Genomic DNA, 16,632 nt, shown 5'->3' with positions numbered 1-16,632 from the left:
CGCCACCCATGACCAGCCGCCTCCTCGTCGTCAACGCGGTCGGGCTCACCCCCCGCCTGCTCGAACACGCCCCACGCCTGCGCCAACTGGCCGAGCGCGGGTGGCGGGCCCCGCTGGACACCGTCCTGCCCGCCGTCACCTGCACCGTGCAGTCCACCTTCCTGACCGGGACCGCCCCCGCCGACCACGGCGCCGTCGCCAACGGCTGGTACTTCCGGGATCTGGGTGAGGTGTACCTGTGGCGTCAGCACAACCGGCTGGTCCAGGGCGAGAAGGTGTGGGAGACCGCCCGCCGCCACCGCCCGGACTTTCGGACCGCCAACGTCTGCTGGTGGTACGCCATGGGCGCCACCACCGACTGGACCGTCACACCCAGGCCCGTCTACCACGCGGACGGCCGCAAGTCCCCCGACTGCTACACCCGTCCGGTCGAGCTGCACGACGAACTCACCTCGGAGCTGGGCCCCTTCCCGCTCTTCAACTACTGGGGGCCGACCGCCTCGATCCGCTCCACCGAGTGGATCGTCGCCGCCACCCGCAAGCTGCTGCCCCGGGCCGACCTCACCCTTTGTTACGTCCCCCACCTGGACTACGACCTCCAGCGGTTCGGCCCGGACTCCGAACGGGCGCGGCAGGCGGTGCGCGACCTCGACGCCGCCCTCGCCCCGCTGTTGGACGACGCCGAGGCGGCCGGAGCGGCCGTCCTGGTGCTGAGTGAGTACGGGATCACCCCCGCCGACCAGCCGGTGGACGTCAACCGGCTGCTGCGCCGGGAGGGCTTCCTGGAGGTGTACACGCAGGAGGGCATGGAGTACCTCGACCCGTGGGCCTCGCGGGCCTTCGCGGTCGCCGACCACCAGTGCGCGCACGTGTACGTCCGCGACCCGGACGACCTGCCGAGGGTCGCCGAACTCATGGGAGGGCTGGACGGGGTCGACCTCGTCCTGGACCGCGGGGCCCAGGCGGAGTACGGGCTGGACCACGAACGCTCCGGGGAACTGGTCCTGTTCGCCCGGCCCGGCGCCTGGTTCACCTACTACTACTGGCTGGACGACGGGTCGGCCCCCGACTTCGCGCGCGGCGTGGACATCCACCGCAAGCCCGGCTACGACCCGGCCGAACTCTTCCTGGACCCCGCCGACCCCCTGGTCAAGGCGAGGGCGGCGGCCAACCTAGTCCGCAAGAAGGCGGGCCTGCGCTACACGATGAACGTCGTCCCCCTGGACCCGGGCTGTGTCCGCGGCACGCACGGACGCCCGCACGACGATCCCCGGGACGGGCCCCTCGTGCTGTGCACCGAACCCGCGCTCGCCCGCGAACGCGTCGCCGCCACCGAGGTGCGCGACCTCATGCTCGGCCTCGTCGGTGTGCCGGCACCGGCGGGGCCGACCCCGCGCTGAACCCCCGGCGATCCGGGGCGGGGCCGTCCGGCCCCGTCCCACCAACGACCACCCTGGAGGCAGCCCGATGACCCGACCGGTCACCCTCTTCACCGGCCAGTGGGCCGACCTGCCCTTCGAGGAGGTGTGCGCTCTCGCCTCCTCCTGGGGCTACGACGGCCTGGAGATCGCCTGCTGGGGCGACCACCTGGACGTCACCCGCGCCGCCGTGGACGACTCCTACGTCCGGGAGCGCCTGGAGATCCTCGAACGGCACGGTCTCGGAGTGTGGGCGATCTCGAACCACCTCCTGGGCCAGGCGGTGTGCGACGACCCCATCGACCACCGGCACCAGGACGTCCTGCCCTCACGAGTCTGGGGCGACGGCGACCCGGAGGGGGTCCGCCAGCGCGCGGCCGAGGAGATGAAGCTGACCGCCCGGGCCGCCGCGAAGCTGGGCGTCTCCACGGTGGTGGGCTTCACCGGCTCGGCGATCTGGAAGTACGTGGCGATGTTCCCGCCGGTCGGCGCGGAGGTGATCGAGGCCGGTTACCGGGACTTCGCCGACCGCTGGAACCCGATCCTGGACGTGTTCGACGAGGTGGGAGTGCGGTTCGCGCACGAGGTGCACCCGTCCGAGATCGCCTACGACTACTGGTCGACCCAGGCGGCCCTGGAGGCCGTGGGGCACCGGGAGGCCTTCGGGCTGAACTGGGATCCCAGCCACATGGTGTGGCAGGACATCGACCCGGTCGGTTTCCTGTGGGACTTCCGCGACCGCATCTACCACGTGGACTGCAAGGACGCCCGCAAGCGCGTGGGCAACGGCCGCAACGGGCGGCTCGGATCCCACCTCCCGTGGGGCGACCCGCGCCGGGGGTGGGACTTCGTGTCCACCGGTCGCGGCGACGTTCCGTGGGAGGCGTGCTTCCGCGTGCTCAACTCGATCGGCTACCAGGGGCCGATCTCCGTGGAGTGGGAGGACGCCGGCATGGACCGCCTGGCCGGGGCCGCCGAGGCGGTGCGGTTCGTGAGGGCGAACGCCTTCGACGCCCCCGAGGCGTCCTTCGACTCCGCCTTCGGGTCGGACTGACCGGTCCGGCCGGGGAACGGAGCGTCCGGTGCCACGGGTCCCCGTGGCACCGGACTCACATCATCGGCGCGATGACCACCCGGTAGTGTCCGCCGTCCGACGTCGCGACGTCGTGGCGGAAGTCGTTGACCCGGTTGACCGAGCGCTGCACGGCGTCACTGCCGAAGGCACTGGTGTCCACCGAGGGCAGATGCTCCCGGAGGGCGAGGACCGCCTCGTCGACGGACAGCGCTGTTCCCCGGTGTTCGGGGGTGATGCGCTGGCCGCCGTCGGTGAGCCGACTGATCGCGATCCGGAACATTCCGGGCTCCCTGCACTGCCGGGGGGATGGTCACCGGCATTCTCCCCCATACTCGGCGGACTGGCCAGTGGGGGTCAGAGCCAGACGACCTTGGAGTCCTCCAGGTCGTAGCGGGCCGCGACGACCTCCAGCCTGCCGTCGGAGACGAACTCGCCGAGTTCGTCGTCCTCGCGCAGGAGCCGCGCGATGTGCTCCGCGTTGGCCCGGACGCAGTCGTCGAGGAAGTCCTCGCCGTCGTCGGGGGTGGACTCGACGACCTCCAGGATCTCAGCGACCAGACCGCCGATGTGTCCGTGCGGGAGCTCACCGGTGCGGTGGGCCTCCACGGCGGCGTCGACGGCGCCGCAGGTCTGGTGACCCATGACCACGATCAGCGGCGTGTGCAGGTGCTCCACGGCGTAGGTGAGGCTGCCGAGCACGGAGCCGTCCAGGACCTGGCCGGCCGAACGGATGGTGAAGAGGTCGCCCAGGCCCTGGTCGAAGACGAGTTCCGGGGGGACACGGGAGTCGGCGCAGCCGAGGATGGTCGCGAAGGGCGCCTGGCCCTCGACCAGTTGCGCGCGGCGGGCTCTGCCCTCGTTCGGGTGTCTGGACGCGTATCGCGACCAGCGGCGGTTTCCCTCCTTGAGCAGGCGCAGGGCCTCCCGGGCGTTCCGGGCGGCGGGGGCCGCGGGGGCGGCGTCGGCCCAGGCGACGGAGGCGGGGATGGTGGTGGCGACGGCGGCGCCGACGCCGCCGAGAAGCGACGCCTTGAAGGCACCGCGACGGGTTATAGCCATTTGGGGCTCTTTTTCCGTTTTACGAACAAAATGACTTTTGCCAGCAAAGCGGGTAAAAGCTACTCCTGGCTCGGGAGCGCTCACAAGTGGATTGACGCGTTCCTAACGCCGCATGGCCACATTCAGCCAACCCCGGAATCAGACGTGCTTGCGGGCCTGCACGAAGTCGAACCGGCCCGCCACGAAACGGGGGTCGGTGAGCGACGATGTGGCCGCCGGGTTGGCGCCCGAGCCGTGGAAGTCGCTGAAGGCCGCCGACTGGTTCACGAACACCTCGCCCGTCAGGTTCGCGGAAAGGTTGACCCCCGCCTCCAGTGCCGTTTCCTCCGCACGCTCCAGCACGTCCTCGCTGGTGGAGTACACGGAGGCGGTGATGGCACCGCGCTCGGCGACGGTCTCGCCGAACAGGCGCAGGGACTCGTCGGTGTCGGCGGTGGTGATCACGAAGGAGACCGGGCCGAAGTGCTCGCGCCCGTACACGTCGCGGTCCCGCGCGGACAGCCGGACCAGGGCCGGGGTGCGGACGACGGCCCCCGGGAACTCCGGGTGCTCGGGTGCCGTCGGGGCGAGCAGGACCTCGCCCAGGTCCGCCACGGCGTCCACCCGCTCCCGCACCCCGTCGTTGACCACGGCGCCCAGCACGCCCACCAGGCGGGCGGGGTCGGCGGCGATCTCCGAGACCGCGGCGGCGAGGTCGGCTGCGAACCCGTCGGCGCTCCGGTGCCCCTCGTCCGTGGTCACGCCCCCGGCCGAGATGTAGACGTTCTGCGGGGTGGTGCACATCTGGCCGCTGTACAGCGCCAGCGAGTGGGCGAGGTTGGCGAGCATCGGACGGTAGGCGTCCGTGGAGTCCACGACCACCGTGTTGGTCCCGGCCTTCTCCGTGCTGACGAAGGCCTGTCGGGCGTTCTCCTCCAGCCAGTCCCCGAACTCCGTGGAGCCGGTGAAGTCCACGAGCCGCGTCTCGGGGCGCGTGGCGAGGTCCGCGGCGAGGCGGTCCTCGGGGGCCTCGGCCGCCAGCAGGACCACGTCGGGGTCGAGCCCCTGTTCCGTGAGCACGTCGCGCGCGACGGACACGGTGATGGCCAACGGCAGGACCGCGCCCGGGTGCGGCTTGACGATCGAGGTGTTGCCGGTGACCAGGTTGGCGAAGAGCGCGGGGTAGGAGTTCCAAGTGGGGAAGGTGTTGCAGCCGATGATCAGACCGACCCCCCGGCCCCGCGCGGTGTACCGCTTGGCCATGGTGATCGGGCCGCCCCGGCGTCGGGGCTTCTCCCACCGGGACTCGCCCGCGTAGTGCGTGATCAGGTCGTGGGCGAGGGCGACCGCCTCCAGCCCCCGGTCCTGGGCGTGCGGTCCGCCCGCCTGGAAGGCCATGACGAAGGACTGGCCGGTGGTGTGCTGCACCGCGTGCGCCATCTCGAAGGAACGCCGGTTGAGACGGTCGAGGATCTCCAGACACACCCCCGTGCGCACGTCGAGGGGTACGCGGCGCCAGGAAGCGAGGGCGCGGCGGGAGGCGGCCAGCAGCGCGTCGGGGTCGGCGCGCGGGTAGCCCACGCCCAGTTCCGGGCCGTAGGGGGAGCGTTCCGTGGCCACGCGGCCCCTCCCTCCCGGTCCGGACAGCGGGAAGTCCCGGTCGAGGAGCGCCTCGAAGGCGGCCCGCCCCCGGGCGGCGGCGTCCTCGCCGTAGACCGACCGGCTCGGCGACTCCGGGAAGGCGGAGTGGTGGTAGCGCCCGCGGACCGCCGCCACGGCGTCGTCGAGGGTGGTCCGGTGTCGTTCCAGCAGGTCCGGGTGGGATTTCGACACGGCGCGCGCCCTTCCTCAGGTGGTGGTGCGGGGTCTAGGGTGGTTTACCAACCGACCGTTCGTTAAGTTAGCAAACCCTCGGGCGGCCGACGCGGTCGGACCACCGACCCCGCGCACGTTCGCCCCCGTCACGAGGTAGATTCGACAACCGTGTCCCGATCTTCCGCACCCGAACCAGCCGCCCCGAGGCAGACCGGCAGGCGCCGCTCCGGCCGCCCCGGGCACGACGCCGACTCCGTGCTCCGCGTGGCCGCTCGCGTGTTCAACGAACGCGGGTACGACGGAACGAGCATGGAGGACCTGGCTCGTGCCCTCGGCGTGACCAAGTCCGCGATCTACCACCACGTCACCGGCAAGTCCGAACTCCTGCGCCAGTCGCTCGACCTGGCCATGGACGCGCTGTTCGAGGTCACCCGCGAGGAGGGCGCGACCACCGGCCCTGCCATCGCGCGGCTCGAACACGTGATGCGCGGCAGCGTCCGGGTGCTCGTCGAGGAGCTGCCCCACGTCACCCTGCTGCTGCGGGTGCGCGGCAACACCGAGGTGGAGAAGCACGCCCTGGAGCGGCGCCGCAGGTTCGACCACCTCATCGCCGACCTCGTCCGCGAGGGTGTGGTCGACGGTGACATCCGCAGCGACGTCGACCCCGCGGTCGCCTCCCGCCTGCTCTTCGGCATGGTGAACTCGATCGTCGAGTGGTACAAGCCGGACCGGGGCATGTCCTGCGAGGAGATCGCCGACTCCCTGTGCCGCATCGCCTTCGAAGGGTTGCGGTCCAGCCGGGACTGATCGCCCCACTGGCCCCAGGAATCACCCCTGGCCACATCAGGCCATCGATTCGGTGGTGGAACCCCTGGTCATCGGCGGCGAGCGTCCCTACGCTCCATGAACGGGGGTCATGTCTGGGACCCACTTCATGGAAAGCAGAGGGACCGTGTCCGATCTCCTCCCCCAAGGCTGGATGACACCCTCGATCGCCTACGCCATCTCGGTCATAGGCGCGTTCCTGGGACTCTCCTTCGCGGCCAGGGCCCGCCGCACGACCGGCTTCTTCCGATGGCAGTGGCAGGGGCTGGCCGCGCTCGCCCTGGGCGGCATGGCCATCTGGGCGATGCACTTCGTCGCCATGCTCGGGTTCAGCGTCCCCGGCACCGCCCTGCGCTACGACGGTCCCCTGACCGCCGTCAGCGGGGTGATCCCGGTGGTGGTCACCGTGCTCGCCCTGCACCTGATCGTGCGCCAGGCCACCGCCGTGCGGCTCCTGGCCAGCGGCGTCCTGGTCGGCGTCGGCATCATCGCCATGCACCACGTCGGCGTGGTCGCCATGAACGTGCACGGGACCATGCACCACGACCCGACCCTCACGGCCGTTTCCGCCGTGATCGCCGTGGTGGCCTCCACCGTCGCCCTGTGGTGCGCCCGCCAGTTGCAGGGACCGCCCGCGATCCTCCTCGCCTCCGCGGTGATGGCCGCCGCGGTCACCGCCACGCACTACACCAGCATGGCCGGGATGCACGTGGTCCCGCCCGACTTCACCCCCGTCAGCCCACCCGACGGAGCCAAGGCCTGGGACCTCCTGCTCCCGGTGATCACCGGGCTGTTCGTCCTCCTGCTGATCTGCAGCCTCTTCCTCCTGCTCGGCGACGACGAGGAGAACGAACGCCGGGACTACTCCCGCGCCTCACACCGGGCGGCGGAACACACGGTCGGCTCCGAGGACACCTACACGCCCCGACACGGCGCCCCGTCGGAACCCCGGCCCGGGGACGACGTGTGGACCCGGCGCCGCTGACCGGCACCGGAAAAACCACTGGCACCGCGCCCGAGCCCTGTCCTAGGGTCGGTGCGTGCCGTGCGGTCCGCGCCGGCCGCTGACGAGAGGAGCAAGCCATGGCCCACCCCATGCCCGGCCCCGGTTTCCGAACTTCCGTCGTCAGCGAGCCGTAGGTAGCGTCAAGCGGCGGCTCGCGCTCCCAGAAAGAGCACCGTGAGTCACCACAGCACGAACCCCATATCCGAAGAACACCCCGCCCACCCGCTCTCGGCACTGGGCTGGAACACCCGCGTTGAGACCGCCTTCGACGCCGTCGCCCACAACGCGCCGCACGTCCTGCTCCCCGCCCGGGTCTCCGAGGCCCGACGAGGCGCCGTCGGCGTCCGCCTGCCCGGGCACGAGACCGCCGCGCTCTCCCCTGAGGTGCGCAGGGCCGCGGAGGCCGACCCCTTCACCGCACCGACCAGCGGGGACTGGGTGGCCGTCCGTCGCTCCGGCGACACGTGGCTGGTCGAGGCGGTCCTGGAACGCTCGGGGACCCTCGTCCGCCAGGGCGTGGCCAAGGACTCCCATGACCAGGTCCTGGCGGCCAACGTAGACGCCGTCCTCATCTGCGAGGCCGCCGACCAGGGCCCCAACGTGGGTCGTCTGGAACGGTTCCTCAGCCTCGCCTGGACCAGCGGCGCCGCACCCGTCGTCGCCGTCACCAAGGCCGAACTCGCCGGTGACCGCCTCCCCGAGGTGGTCGAGCTGGTCGAGTCGGTCACCACGGGCGTCGAGGTGCACACCGTGAGCGCACACAGGGGCCTCGGCCTGGACGAGCTGTCCGCCCGTCTGCGCCCAGGGGCCACCTGGGTCCTGCTCGGCACCTCGGGCGCCGGGAAGTCCAGCCTGCTCAACGCGCTGGCCGGGCGGCCGGTCATGGAGACGGGGGCGATCCGCGACGACCGTCGCGGCCGCCACACCACCACCCACCGCCAGCTGATCGCCATGCCCGGGGGCGCGCTGTTCCTGGACATCCCGGGAGTGCGCCGCATCGACGTCCCCGGGGACGGGAGCGGCGTCGAGCGCGCCTTCGCCGACGTCAACGAACTGGCGGAACGGTGCCGGTTCCGGGACTGCTCCCACGGCGCCGAGCCCGGGTGCGCGGTCAGGGCCGCCGTGGACGAGGGTGAGCTGGACTCCGGGCGCCTCGAACGCTGGTTCAGGCTGCGCCGCGAGGCCGGGTGGAACCGGTCCCGGGGCGACGCCCGCCTGCGTGCGGAGCGCCGCAGGGAGTGGAAGCGCAACACCCGCGAGGGACGGGAGGCCGGCAGGCTCAAGCGCGGCCTCTGACCCGGCTCGGGGCCGGGACGGGTGTTCACCCGCCCCGGCCCCGCCCGTTCAGAACCCGAAGGCCCGCCGCGCGTTGTCCGCGACGATCCCGGCCAGCTCCTCCTCGCCCAGTCCCTTGGTCCCGGCCAGCACCCGCAGGGTGAGCGGGATGAGATAGGGGGCGTTGGGGCGGCCCCGGTAGGGCTTGGGAGTGAGGAAGGGGGCGTCGGTCTCCACGAGCACCAGTTCGGGCGGGGCGACCTTGGCCGCCTCGCGCAGGGGCTCGGCGCTGGCGAAGGTGACGTTGCCCGCGAAGCTCATGTAGTAGCCCCGCTCCGCGCAAACCCGGGCCATGTCGGCGTCGCCGGAGAAGCAGTGGAAGACCACCCGCTCGGGCGCGCCCTCCTCCTCCAGGATCCGCAGGACGTCCTCGTGTGCCTCGCGGTCGTGGATCATGAGCGCCTTGCCGTGCCTCTTGGCGATGGCGATGTGGCGGCGGAAGGACGCCTCCTGGGCGCGGGCGCCCTCGGGACCGGTCCGGAAGGTGTCCATGCCGGTCTCGCCGACCGCCACCACCTGTGGCAGCGCCGCCAGCGCGTCGATCTCGGCGAGCTCCGCCTCCAGGGCCTCGATCCCCCCGGCGGGGCGGGCCTTCCCCGTCCAGTCGGTGTCGTCGGCCTCCACGCCCTCGGCGCCGTCGCCGTGCACCACGCGCGGCGCCTCGTTCGGGTGCAGGGCCACGGCGGCCCACACCTTGCCGGGGTGCTTCGCGGCGACCTCCGCCGCCCAACGCGAGGAGGACAGGTCGACGCCCACCTGCACGAGCGGGGTGACGCCCACGGCCTCGGCGGCCGCGATGATCTCCTCGACCTCGGGCGTCTGCATGTCCATGTGGGTGTGGCTGTCGGCCACCTGCACCCGCAGCGCCTCGGGTGCGGGGGGCGGGGTCTGCGCGTTGCGCTCCCTGACCGCACTGCCCTTGCGTCTGCCCATGTCATGCCCCCATCACCGTGTACCGCGTGCGCCGTGGTGATTCTAGGTGGCCCTGCCACCCGGATCGGCACCGATGGGCACCACGGGGCCCGAACGGCCTCGAACACGCCGAGGCGGGCACCGGTCCGCGTGGGTCCGGTGCCCGCCTCGGCGCGGGGTCGGGCGCTACTCGTCGCCGCCGGACAGGCGGGCCAGCTCCTCGTCCACGACGGACGGGTCGAGCTTGGTGAACAACGGGGTGGGACGGCCCAGCGGGGTGCCCGCGACGATCGGCACCGACTCCCAGCGGGCGTCGTTGTCGGCGTAGTCACCGGTGATGACCGGGTAGTCCACCTTCTCCTCGGAGCCGCCGATGGTGTCGTGGCCGGACTCGATGCGCGGCATGCCCGTCCAGGTGCCCGTGCCTCCGAGCATCGCGTACACCTTGTTCGCCGACTCCGGGAGGAACGGCGTGAGCAGGGTGTTGGCGTCGCTGACCAGCTGGAGGGAGACGTGCAGGACGGTCGCCATCCGCTCCGGGTCGGTCTTCTTGAGCGCCCACGGAGCCTGGTCGGAGATGTACTTGTTGGCCTCGGCGACGGTGCGCATGGCCTCCTGGAGCGCCGCCTTGAACTGCGACCTCTCCAGCCGGGCGCCCACGGTCGCGAAGGCCTCCCGGGAGGCGGCCAGGACCGCGCGGTCCTCGTCGGTGAGCTCACCCGCGGCGGGGATCTCACCGAGGTTCTTGGCCGCCATGGAGATGGAGCGGTTGACCAGGTTGCCCCAGGCCGCCACCAGCTCGTCGTTGTTGCGGCGGACGAACTCGGCCCACGTGAAGTCGGTGTCCTGGTTCTCCGGACCCGCGGCCATGATGTAGTACCGCAGCGCGTCGGCGGAGTAGCGCTCCAGGAAGTCGCGCACGTAGATCACCACGCGGCGCGAGGACGAGAACTTCTGCCCCTCCATGGTGAGGAACTCGCTGGAGACCACCTCGGTGGGCACGTTCAGCTCGCCGAGCGGACCGACGTCGCCGTCCCGGTCGCCCTTCCCGCTCGCTCCGAGCAGGATGGACGGCCAGATGACCGAGTGGAAGACGATGTTGTCCTTGCCCATGAAGTAGAAGGACTCGTTCTCGTCGCCCTGCCACCAGCGGCGCCAGGCCTCGGGCTCACCCACGCGCCGGGCCCACTCGATGGACGCCGACAGGTAGCCGATGACCGCGTCGAACCAGACGTAGATGCGCTTGGCGGCGTTGTCGCTCCAGCCGTCCAGCGGGATCGGCACGCCCCAGGTGAGGTCACGGGTGACCGCGCGCGGCTGGAGGTCCTCCACCAGGTTCAGGGAGAACTTGAGGACGTTGGGGCGCCACTCACCCTCCTTGCCCTTGAGCCAGTCGGTGAGGACGTCGGCGAAGGCGGGCAGGTCGAGCATGAAGTGCTCGGTGTCCACGAACTCCGGCGTCTCGCCGTTGATCCGCGAACGGGGCGAGATCAGGTCGATCGGGTCGAGCTGGTTCCCGCACTTGTCGCACTGGTCGCCGCGCGCGCCGTCGAAGCCGCAGATCGGGCAGACGCCCTCGATGTAGCGGTCGGGCAGCGTACGGCCGGTGGACGGGGAGATCGCGCCCTGGGTGGTGCGCGTGAAGACGTAACCGTTGTCGTAGAGCGTGGTGAACAGCTGCTGGACGACGGAGTAGTGGTTGCCGGTGGTGGTGCGGGTGAACAGGTCGTAGGACAGTCCGAGCGCGACCAGGTCCTCGGCGATGATCCGGTTGTAGCGGTCGGCCAGCTCCCGGGCGGACACGCCCTCCTGGTCGGCCAGCACCTGGATCGGGGTGCCGTGCTCGTCGGTGCCGCTGACCATCAGCACGCTGTTCCCCGACATTCGCTGGAAGCGAGAGAAGACGTCGGAGGGGACCCCGAAACCGGAGACGTGGCCGATGTGGCGCGGGCCGTTGGTGTAGGGCCAGGCGACCGCGGTCAGGATGTGGCGATTCGACGACATGACTCAAGACTAAAGGTGGCCCGGGGTGTCCGAGCACCAAAGGACACCCGGTGTCCGCCGGGGAGGGCCCCGTCCACAGGGGCGACTCACGTGATTCCCCCCGAAGGGTGCCTACCCGTATGCTCTGCTGGATGGAGCCGTGTGCCCCCGGGGGCACCGGCCGATGCCAGCACGACCCTCCAACCCGGCTCTGAGGCGGTGGTCCCCACGGTTACCCGTGCCCTACCCCGCCCTGCCCTGCGGACCGGATCGCTGATCACCAGCGTGGTCCTGCTGGTCATCCTGTCCTTCCCGGTGGCCTCCGGCCTGTCCGGGGAGAGGGACACCGTCGCCCTGCCCGCGCACGGAGGGCACAGCGCCCCCGAGCGCGACGCCGCGGAGTCCGCCGACGACGACCCCTCGGGGGCGTCGGAGGAGGCGCACCCCTACCGCGGCACCCAGACGGTCTCCCTAGGGCCGCCCGTCTCCGTCTGCGACCAGCGGTCGGTACTGCGGGACCTGCCCGATGTCGTCCCCACGTGCGCACTGCGCCTGGCGGTGTGGGACCAACCCTGGTGGCCGCTGCCCCTGCCGCACCACGACCCCGTTCCCGAACCGGTCGACGCGGAGGAGCTGCCGCCCACCCGGGCACCGCCTCTCACCGCGCACACCCTCGTCTGACCATCCCGGTCGGCCGCCTCCCGGAGCCCTCGACGGTGCCGGGACCGGCCCCACGCACCCCCCTGCCCGGCGCCGCCGGGCAAGCGACCGGTACCCACCATCCGCAGTGAGAGGTTCACCCCTTGTCCAGTCAAACGGGAGCCGGGGCGCGCTGGACACGCGCGCTCATCTCCCTCCTCGTCATCCTCGTCGCGTTCGGCGCGGCGTGGTTCATCCCACCGCGCCTGGGGCTCGACCTCAGCGGCGGCACGCAGATCGTCCTGGAGACCCAGGACGGCACCGACGGCACGCAGGCCAACTCGGAGAACACCGACAAGGTCGTCGAGGTGCTGCGACAGCGCATCGACCGCCTCGGTGTGGCCGAGGCGACCATGTCCCGCTCCGGTGAGAACCGCATCATCGTCGAACTCCCGGGCGTGCAGGACCCGGCGGAGGCCGCGCAGATCGTCGGCCAGACCGCCCAGCTGTCCTTCCACGAGGTCCTGGGCGTCGGCGACCAGGGTGGCCAGGGCGTGCAGGCTCCCGGCGGAGGCGGCGACTTCGCCAACCCGCCCGCGGACGAGGCCCGCGCCCCCTCCGACGGCCAGGACGGCGCCCCCGAGGGCGGCGGCGAACTGCCGGAGGGCATGGAGGGCCTCGAGGGTATGGAGGGCCTGGAGGACATGCTCGGCGGCCAGGGCGGCATGCCCCAGGCTCCCGCGGGCCCCTCCGCGGAGAACCCCGAGGACGTCGCCCAGACCCTGCCCGACGAGCAGGGCAACATGCTCCAGCTGGGTGAGACCTTCATCCAGGGCGACCGGGTCTCCACGGCCGACGCTGCGCTGGACAGCGCCAACCGCGCCCAGTGGGTCGTCAACGTCGGCTTCCGTGGCGAGGGCCGCGAGCAGTGGCGCGAACTGACCGGCAAGGCCGCCTGTTACAACGACGGCGACCCCCGCCGCCGTGTGGCGATCGTGCTGGACGACCAGATCATCTCCGCCCCACAGGTGTCCCCGGAGATCGGCTGTGAAGCCGGTATGTCCGGTGGTCAGACCACCATCAGCGGCAACGACTTCACCAGTGAGAGCGCCGAAGAGCTGGCCGTGCTGATCGAGGGCGGCTCGCTGCCGCTGCCGGTCACCGAGGTCCAGCGCCAGACCGTCGGCCCGACCCTGGGTGCCGCCGCCATCGAGGCCAGCGCCATCGCCGCGCTCCTCGGCATCGCCTTCACCGCCCTGTACATCACGGTGGTGTACCGGCTCGTGGGCTTCCTGGCCTCGATCGCCCTGGCGTTCTACACGCTGATCGCCTACGGAGCGCTGGTCGCCTTGGGGGCCACGTTGACCCTCCCGGGTCTGGCCGGTTTCGTGCTGGCGATCGGTATGGCCATCGACGCGAACGTGCTGATCTTCGAGCGCGCGCGTGAGGAGTACCAGCGCCAACAGCGGACCTACGAGGCCAACAAGTCCGCGGGCATGAAGGACGCCGGCGACTCCGAGTCGGCCAAGTCGGAGAGCGGCGCGCTGGCCCGCCGTCGCCGCCGCGCCATCGCGCCCAACCTGGAGAAGGCGTTCGTCCAGGGCACGCAGAAGGCCTGGAGCGCGGTCCTCGACACCAACGTCACCACGTTCCTCGCCGCCGGTCTGCTGTTCTTCTTCGCCTCCGGCACCGTGCAGGGCTTCGGCGTCACGCTGAGCATCGGCACCATCGCGTCGATGATCTCCGCACTGATCATCGCGCGCGTGTTCGTCGAGTGGGCCGTGCGGCGCGCGGTCATCAAGAAGCACCCGTCGATCACCGGTCTCGACCGCATCGGCCCGGTCCGCACCTGGCTGGTCGAGAAGAACCCGCAGCTCATGGACCACCGCCGCAACGGTCTGATCGTCGCGGCGCTGATCGTGCTCGTCGCGATCGCCGCCCCGCTGGTCCGCGACACCAACCTGGGTGTCGAGTTCACCGGCGGCCGGGTCCTGGAGTACGAGATCACCGGGGACCAGACCCTCTCGGTCGACGAGGCGCGTTCGGTCATCTCCGGGCTGAACTTCCCGGGTTCGGACACCGCCGTGGTGCAGGAGTCCGGTAACGGCGACATCGCCGTGCGCACCGGTGACATCTCCGACGCCGAGGCCGCCGGCATCGCCGACGCCCTCACCGAGGAGACCGGCGGCGTGGAGATGGTCAGCGACGAGCTGATCGGCCCGAGCATGGGCGACGAGCTGCGCAACCGGGCCCTGATCGCCCTGGCTGCGGCCCTGGCCCTCCAGATGATCTACCTGGCCTGGCGTTTCCGCTGGTCCTTCGGTGTCTCCACCATGCTGTCGCTGGCCTTCAACATGGTGCTGGTCATCGGTCTGTTCATCTGGCTGGGCAAGCCGATCGACGGTGTCTTCCTCGCCGCGATCCTGAGTGTCATCGGCTTCACGGTCAACGACACGGTGGTGGTGTTCGACCGTGTCCGAGACGAGTGGGCGAGGGACGAGAAGTCCTCGTTCAAGGAGATCGCCAACCGCGCGGTGCTCAACACCCTGCCTCGTACGGTCAACACGACCGTCGGCGCGTGGATCATCCTGGGCTTCCTCACCTTCCTCGGTGGGTCCTCGCTCCAGGACTTCTCCATCGCGATGCTGGTCGGTCTCACCACCGGTGTGGTCTCCACCGTGTTCGTCGCGGTGCCGATCGCCATCTGGCTCCAGAAGTGGGACAGGACGCCCGCGCCGCACGTGCTCAAGGAGCGCAAGGCCAAGGAGAAGGTGGCCGCCAAGGCCGCCCGGGACGCGGACGACGGCGCCGTCGTCTGATCCCGGCCCGCAGGCAGAGGAGGGGCCCCGGTCCGCGCACACCGCGCGGGCCGGGGCCCCTCCCCGTTTCCGGGAGCGCTCTGCGTCAGGCCTGCGTGGGGGCGGGGGCGCCCTCCGAGGCCTGCACCAGCACGAAGCCCTGACCCTCCAGCGAGAGCTGGAAGGCCTCACCGCTGCCGCGCCCGATGATGGCGCCCGCCCTGACGGTGCTCCGGATCCCGGCCCGGAGCGTGCTCGACCACGCCACGGCCGCGTCGGTGTCGACGAAGGTGGGCTGGTCGACGTTGAGCAGCACGGGGGTCCCGTGGCAGGCGACCGCCACTCGGCCGTGCCCGGTGAACACGGTGTTGAACAGGCCCCCGGCCGCCATTCCGGCGCCCTGGACACGGCGGATGTCCCAATCGAGGCCCGGCTCGAAGGCGAGCACGTTCTCCCCGCTGACCGTGATGGAGTCGCCCTCCAGGTCGATCAGGTGGATGTCCCAGGCGTCCCGGGCCAGGAAGACGTCGCCCTGCCCGGAGACGCGCATCAGCGGCAGGCCCTCACCGGTGAAGGCCTTCTTGAAGAACTTTCCGACGCTGCCGGAGCCCTGGTAGGCGAAGTCGATGTTGCCCTGGTAGGCGACCATCGAGCCCTGCCGGGCGAGGAACTCGCCGTTCAGGCCCACCCTCAGCATCTTGTGGTTCTGCAGGTGCATGCCCGGGCGCTGGGTCTCCTGGGCCTGCTGGAAGAGCTCGCTGCGCATGGTCGGATCCTCGTTCCTGTCGCCGTTACTGCCAGGTTCGACGCCGCCCGCCGGAAAAGGTTCCGGGAAGCGACGCGGGTCTCACTCAGCCTCGACGACCCCGTGGACCAGGTCGTACACGCGGCGCTTGGGCACCCCGGTCTCCTTGGCCACCCTGGTGATGGCCTCCTTGCGGCGCACACCCTCCTCCTCCAGGGCGGCCACGGCCTCCACCAGGTCGGTGTCACTGGTGCGCTCCGCCCGGGGGCGGGCACCCTCCACGACCACGGAGATCTCGCCCCGCACCCCCTCGGCCGCCCACGCGGCCAGCTCCCCGAGACCGCCCCGGCGGACCTCCTCGTAGGTCTTGGTGAGCTCACGGCACACCGCCGCGCGGCGGTCCGCCCCGAAGGCCCCGGACATCGCCTCCAGGGTGGCGGCGATCCGGTGCGGGCTCTCGAAGAACACCATCGTGCGGCGCTCGTCGGCCAGTTCGGTCAGATACCCCTTCAGGCCCTTGCGCGGAGGGAAGCCCTCGAAGCAGAATCGGTCGGTGGGCAGCCCGGACACCACCAGGGCCGTGGTCACCGCGGACGGACCCGGAATGGCGGTGACCGGAATCCCCTCGTCCGCGCAGGCGGCGGCCAGACGGTATCCGGGGTCGGACACCCCGGGCATCCCGGCGTCGGTGACGACCAGCACCTCCTCGCCACGGCGGAGGTCGGCCAGGAGTTCCTCGCTCCGGCGGCTCTCGTTCTGGTCGTAGTAGGACACGATCCGGGCACCGGTCGCCCCGCCCAACCGGATGCCGGAACGGGAGGCGAACTGCCTGAGGCGACGGGTGTCCTCGGCCGCGATCACGCGCGCCTCCTCGAGCGCGTGGAGCAGTCGGGGCGGCGCGTCCTCCTGGTTTCCGATGGGCAGACCCGCCAGCACGAGCCTCCCGACTCGCCGCGTCCCGTCAACGACCTCAACCACTGTGATCCCCGTTCTGTCGCGCTACGGTTGGCTCTATCGCGCCACCCGAAACCCGGTTTCGCGGC

14 protein-coding genes are annotated in these 16,632 nt (G+C 71.3%); 7 read left to right on the top strand and 7 right to left on the bottom strand.

Translation table 11 applies throughout. The features are described from left to right. Positions 1-8: 8 nt before the first annotated feature. Both ADX84_RS07745 and ADX84_RS07740 read left to right on the top strand, forming a co-directional pair. A complete protein-coding gene (locus ADX84_RS07745; RefSeq protein ID WP_049569723.1) occupies positions 9-1,400 on the top strand; it encodes an alkaline phosphatase family protein in 1,392 nt (463 codons plus the stop codon). A 67-nt stretch (positions 1,401-1,467) separates the two neighbouring features. After that, the gene (locus ADX84_RS07740; RefSeq protein WP_049569720.1) at positions 1,468-2,472 is read left to right on the top strand and encodes a sugar phosphate isomerase/epimerase; all 1,005 of its coding nucleotides are present in this window, start codon (positions 1,468-1,470) and stop codon (positions 2,470-2,472) included. A 55-nt stretch (positions 2,473-2,527) separates the two neighbouring features. Here ADX84_RS07740 and ADX84_RS07735 read toward each other — a convergent pair whose 3' ends face one another. From ADX84_RS07735 to paaN, 3 genes are all read right to left on the bottom strand, one after another. Beyond that, positions 2,528-2,773, bottom strand: coding sequence for a hypothetical protein (locus tag ADX84_RS07735; protein ID WP_017543904.1), 246 nt, complete (start codon positions 2,771-2,773; stop codon positions 2,528-2,530). A gap of 74 nt (positions 2,774-2,847) precedes the next feature. After that, positions 2,848-3,552 carry a carbonic anhydrase gene (locus ADX84_RS07730; RefSeq protein WP_049569716.1) on the bottom strand — a complete coding sequence of 235 codons (705 nt, stop codon included), beginning with the start codon at positions 3,550-3,552 and terminating at the stop codon, positions 2,848-2,850. Between the two features lie 138 nt (positions 3,553-3,690). After that, complete coding sequence (paaN, locus tag ADX84_RS07725) at positions 3,691-5,364, bottom strand: phenylacetic acid degradation protein PaaN (protein WP_049569713.1); 1,674 nt, start codon at positions 5,362-5,364, stop codon at positions 3,691-3,693. Positions 5,365-5,610: 246 nt separating this feature from the next. Between paaN and ADX84_RS07720 the strand changes: the two genes are divergently transcribed. The 3 genes from ADX84_RS07720 to rsgA all read left to right on the top strand — a co-directional run bounded on the left by ADX84_RS07720 (position 5,611) and on the right by rsgA (position 8,473). Beyond that, a complete protein-coding gene (locus ADX84_RS07720; RefSeq protein ID WP_026129138.1) occupies positions 5,611-6,153 on the top strand; it encodes a TetR/AcrR family transcriptional regulator in 543 nt (180 codons plus the stop codon). Between the two features lie 145 nt (positions 6,154-6,298). Continuing rightward, on the top strand, positions 6,299-7,156 hold the full coding sequence (locus ADX84_RS07715; RefSeq protein ID WP_049569709.1) for an MHYT domain-containing protein: 858 nt from the start codon (positions 6,299-6,301) through the stop codon (positions 7,154-7,156). 195 nt (positions 7,157-7,351) lie between these two features. Next, positions 7,352-8,473: a ribosome small subunit-dependent GTPase A gene (gene rsgA / locus ADX84_RS07710; protein WP_049569706.1), complete on the top strand. Its 1,122-nt coding sequence runs from the start codon at positions 7,352-7,354 to the stop codon at positions 8,471-8,473. 48 nt (positions 8,474-8,521) lie between these two features. On the opposite strand, the gene ADX84_RS07705 is transcribed toward rsgA, so the two are convergent. Both ADX84_RS07705 and metG read right to left on the bottom strand, forming a co-directional pair. Next, entirely contained in the window at positions 8,522-9,445 is a 924-nt protein-coding gene (locus tag ADX84_RS07705) for a TatD family hydrolase (protein WP_049569702.1), read from the bottom strand. A 165-nt stretch (positions 9,446-9,610) separates the two neighbouring features. Next, entirely contained in the window at positions 9,611-11,428 is a 1,818-nt protein-coding gene (gene metG / locus ADX84_RS07700) for a methionine--tRNA ligase (protein WP_049569698.1), read from the bottom strand. Between the two features lie 198 nt (positions 11,429-11,626). Here metG and ADX84_RS07695 point away from each other — a divergent pair, with 198 nt between their 5' ends. Both ADX84_RS07695 and secD read left to right on the top strand, forming a co-directional pair. Next, on the top strand, positions 11,627-12,088 hold the full coding sequence (locus tag ADX84_RS07695) for a hypothetical protein (RefSeq protein WP_234003865.1): 462 nt from the start codon (positions 11,627-11,629) through the stop codon (positions 12,086-12,088). 122 nt (positions 12,089-12,210) lie between these two features. Next, on the top strand, positions 12,211-14,865 hold the full coding sequence (secD, locus tag ADX84_RS07690; protein WP_049569694.1) for a protein translocase subunit SecD: 2,655 nt from the start codon (positions 12,211-12,213) through the stop codon (positions 14,863-14,865). 85 nt (positions 14,866-14,950) lie between these two features. On the opposite strand, the gene ADX84_RS07685 is transcribed toward secD, so the two are convergent. Then, positions 14,951-15,610: an AIM24 family protein gene (locus ADX84_RS07685; RefSeq protein WP_049569691.1), complete on the bottom strand. Its 660-nt coding sequence runs from the start codon at positions 15,608-15,610 to the stop codon at positions 14,951-14,953. A gap of 81 nt (positions 15,611-15,691) precedes the next feature. Next, entirely contained in the window at positions 15,692-16,567 is an 876-nt protein-coding gene (rsmI, locus tag ADX84_RS07680) for a 16S rRNA (cytidine(1402)-2'-O)-methyltransferase (protein ID WP_049569688.1), read from the bottom strand. Positions 16,568-16,632 lie beyond the last annotated feature (65 nt).

Source organism: Nocardiopsis sp. SBT366 (genome assembly GCF_001083815.1).
Classification (GTDB): domain Bacteria; phylum Actinomycetota; class Actinomycetes; order Streptosporangiales; family Streptosporangiaceae; genus Nocardiopsis; species Nocardiopsis prasina.
Note: the sequence above shows the minus strand (reverse complement) of the source record. Positions and strands in the feature narration are given on the sequence as shown.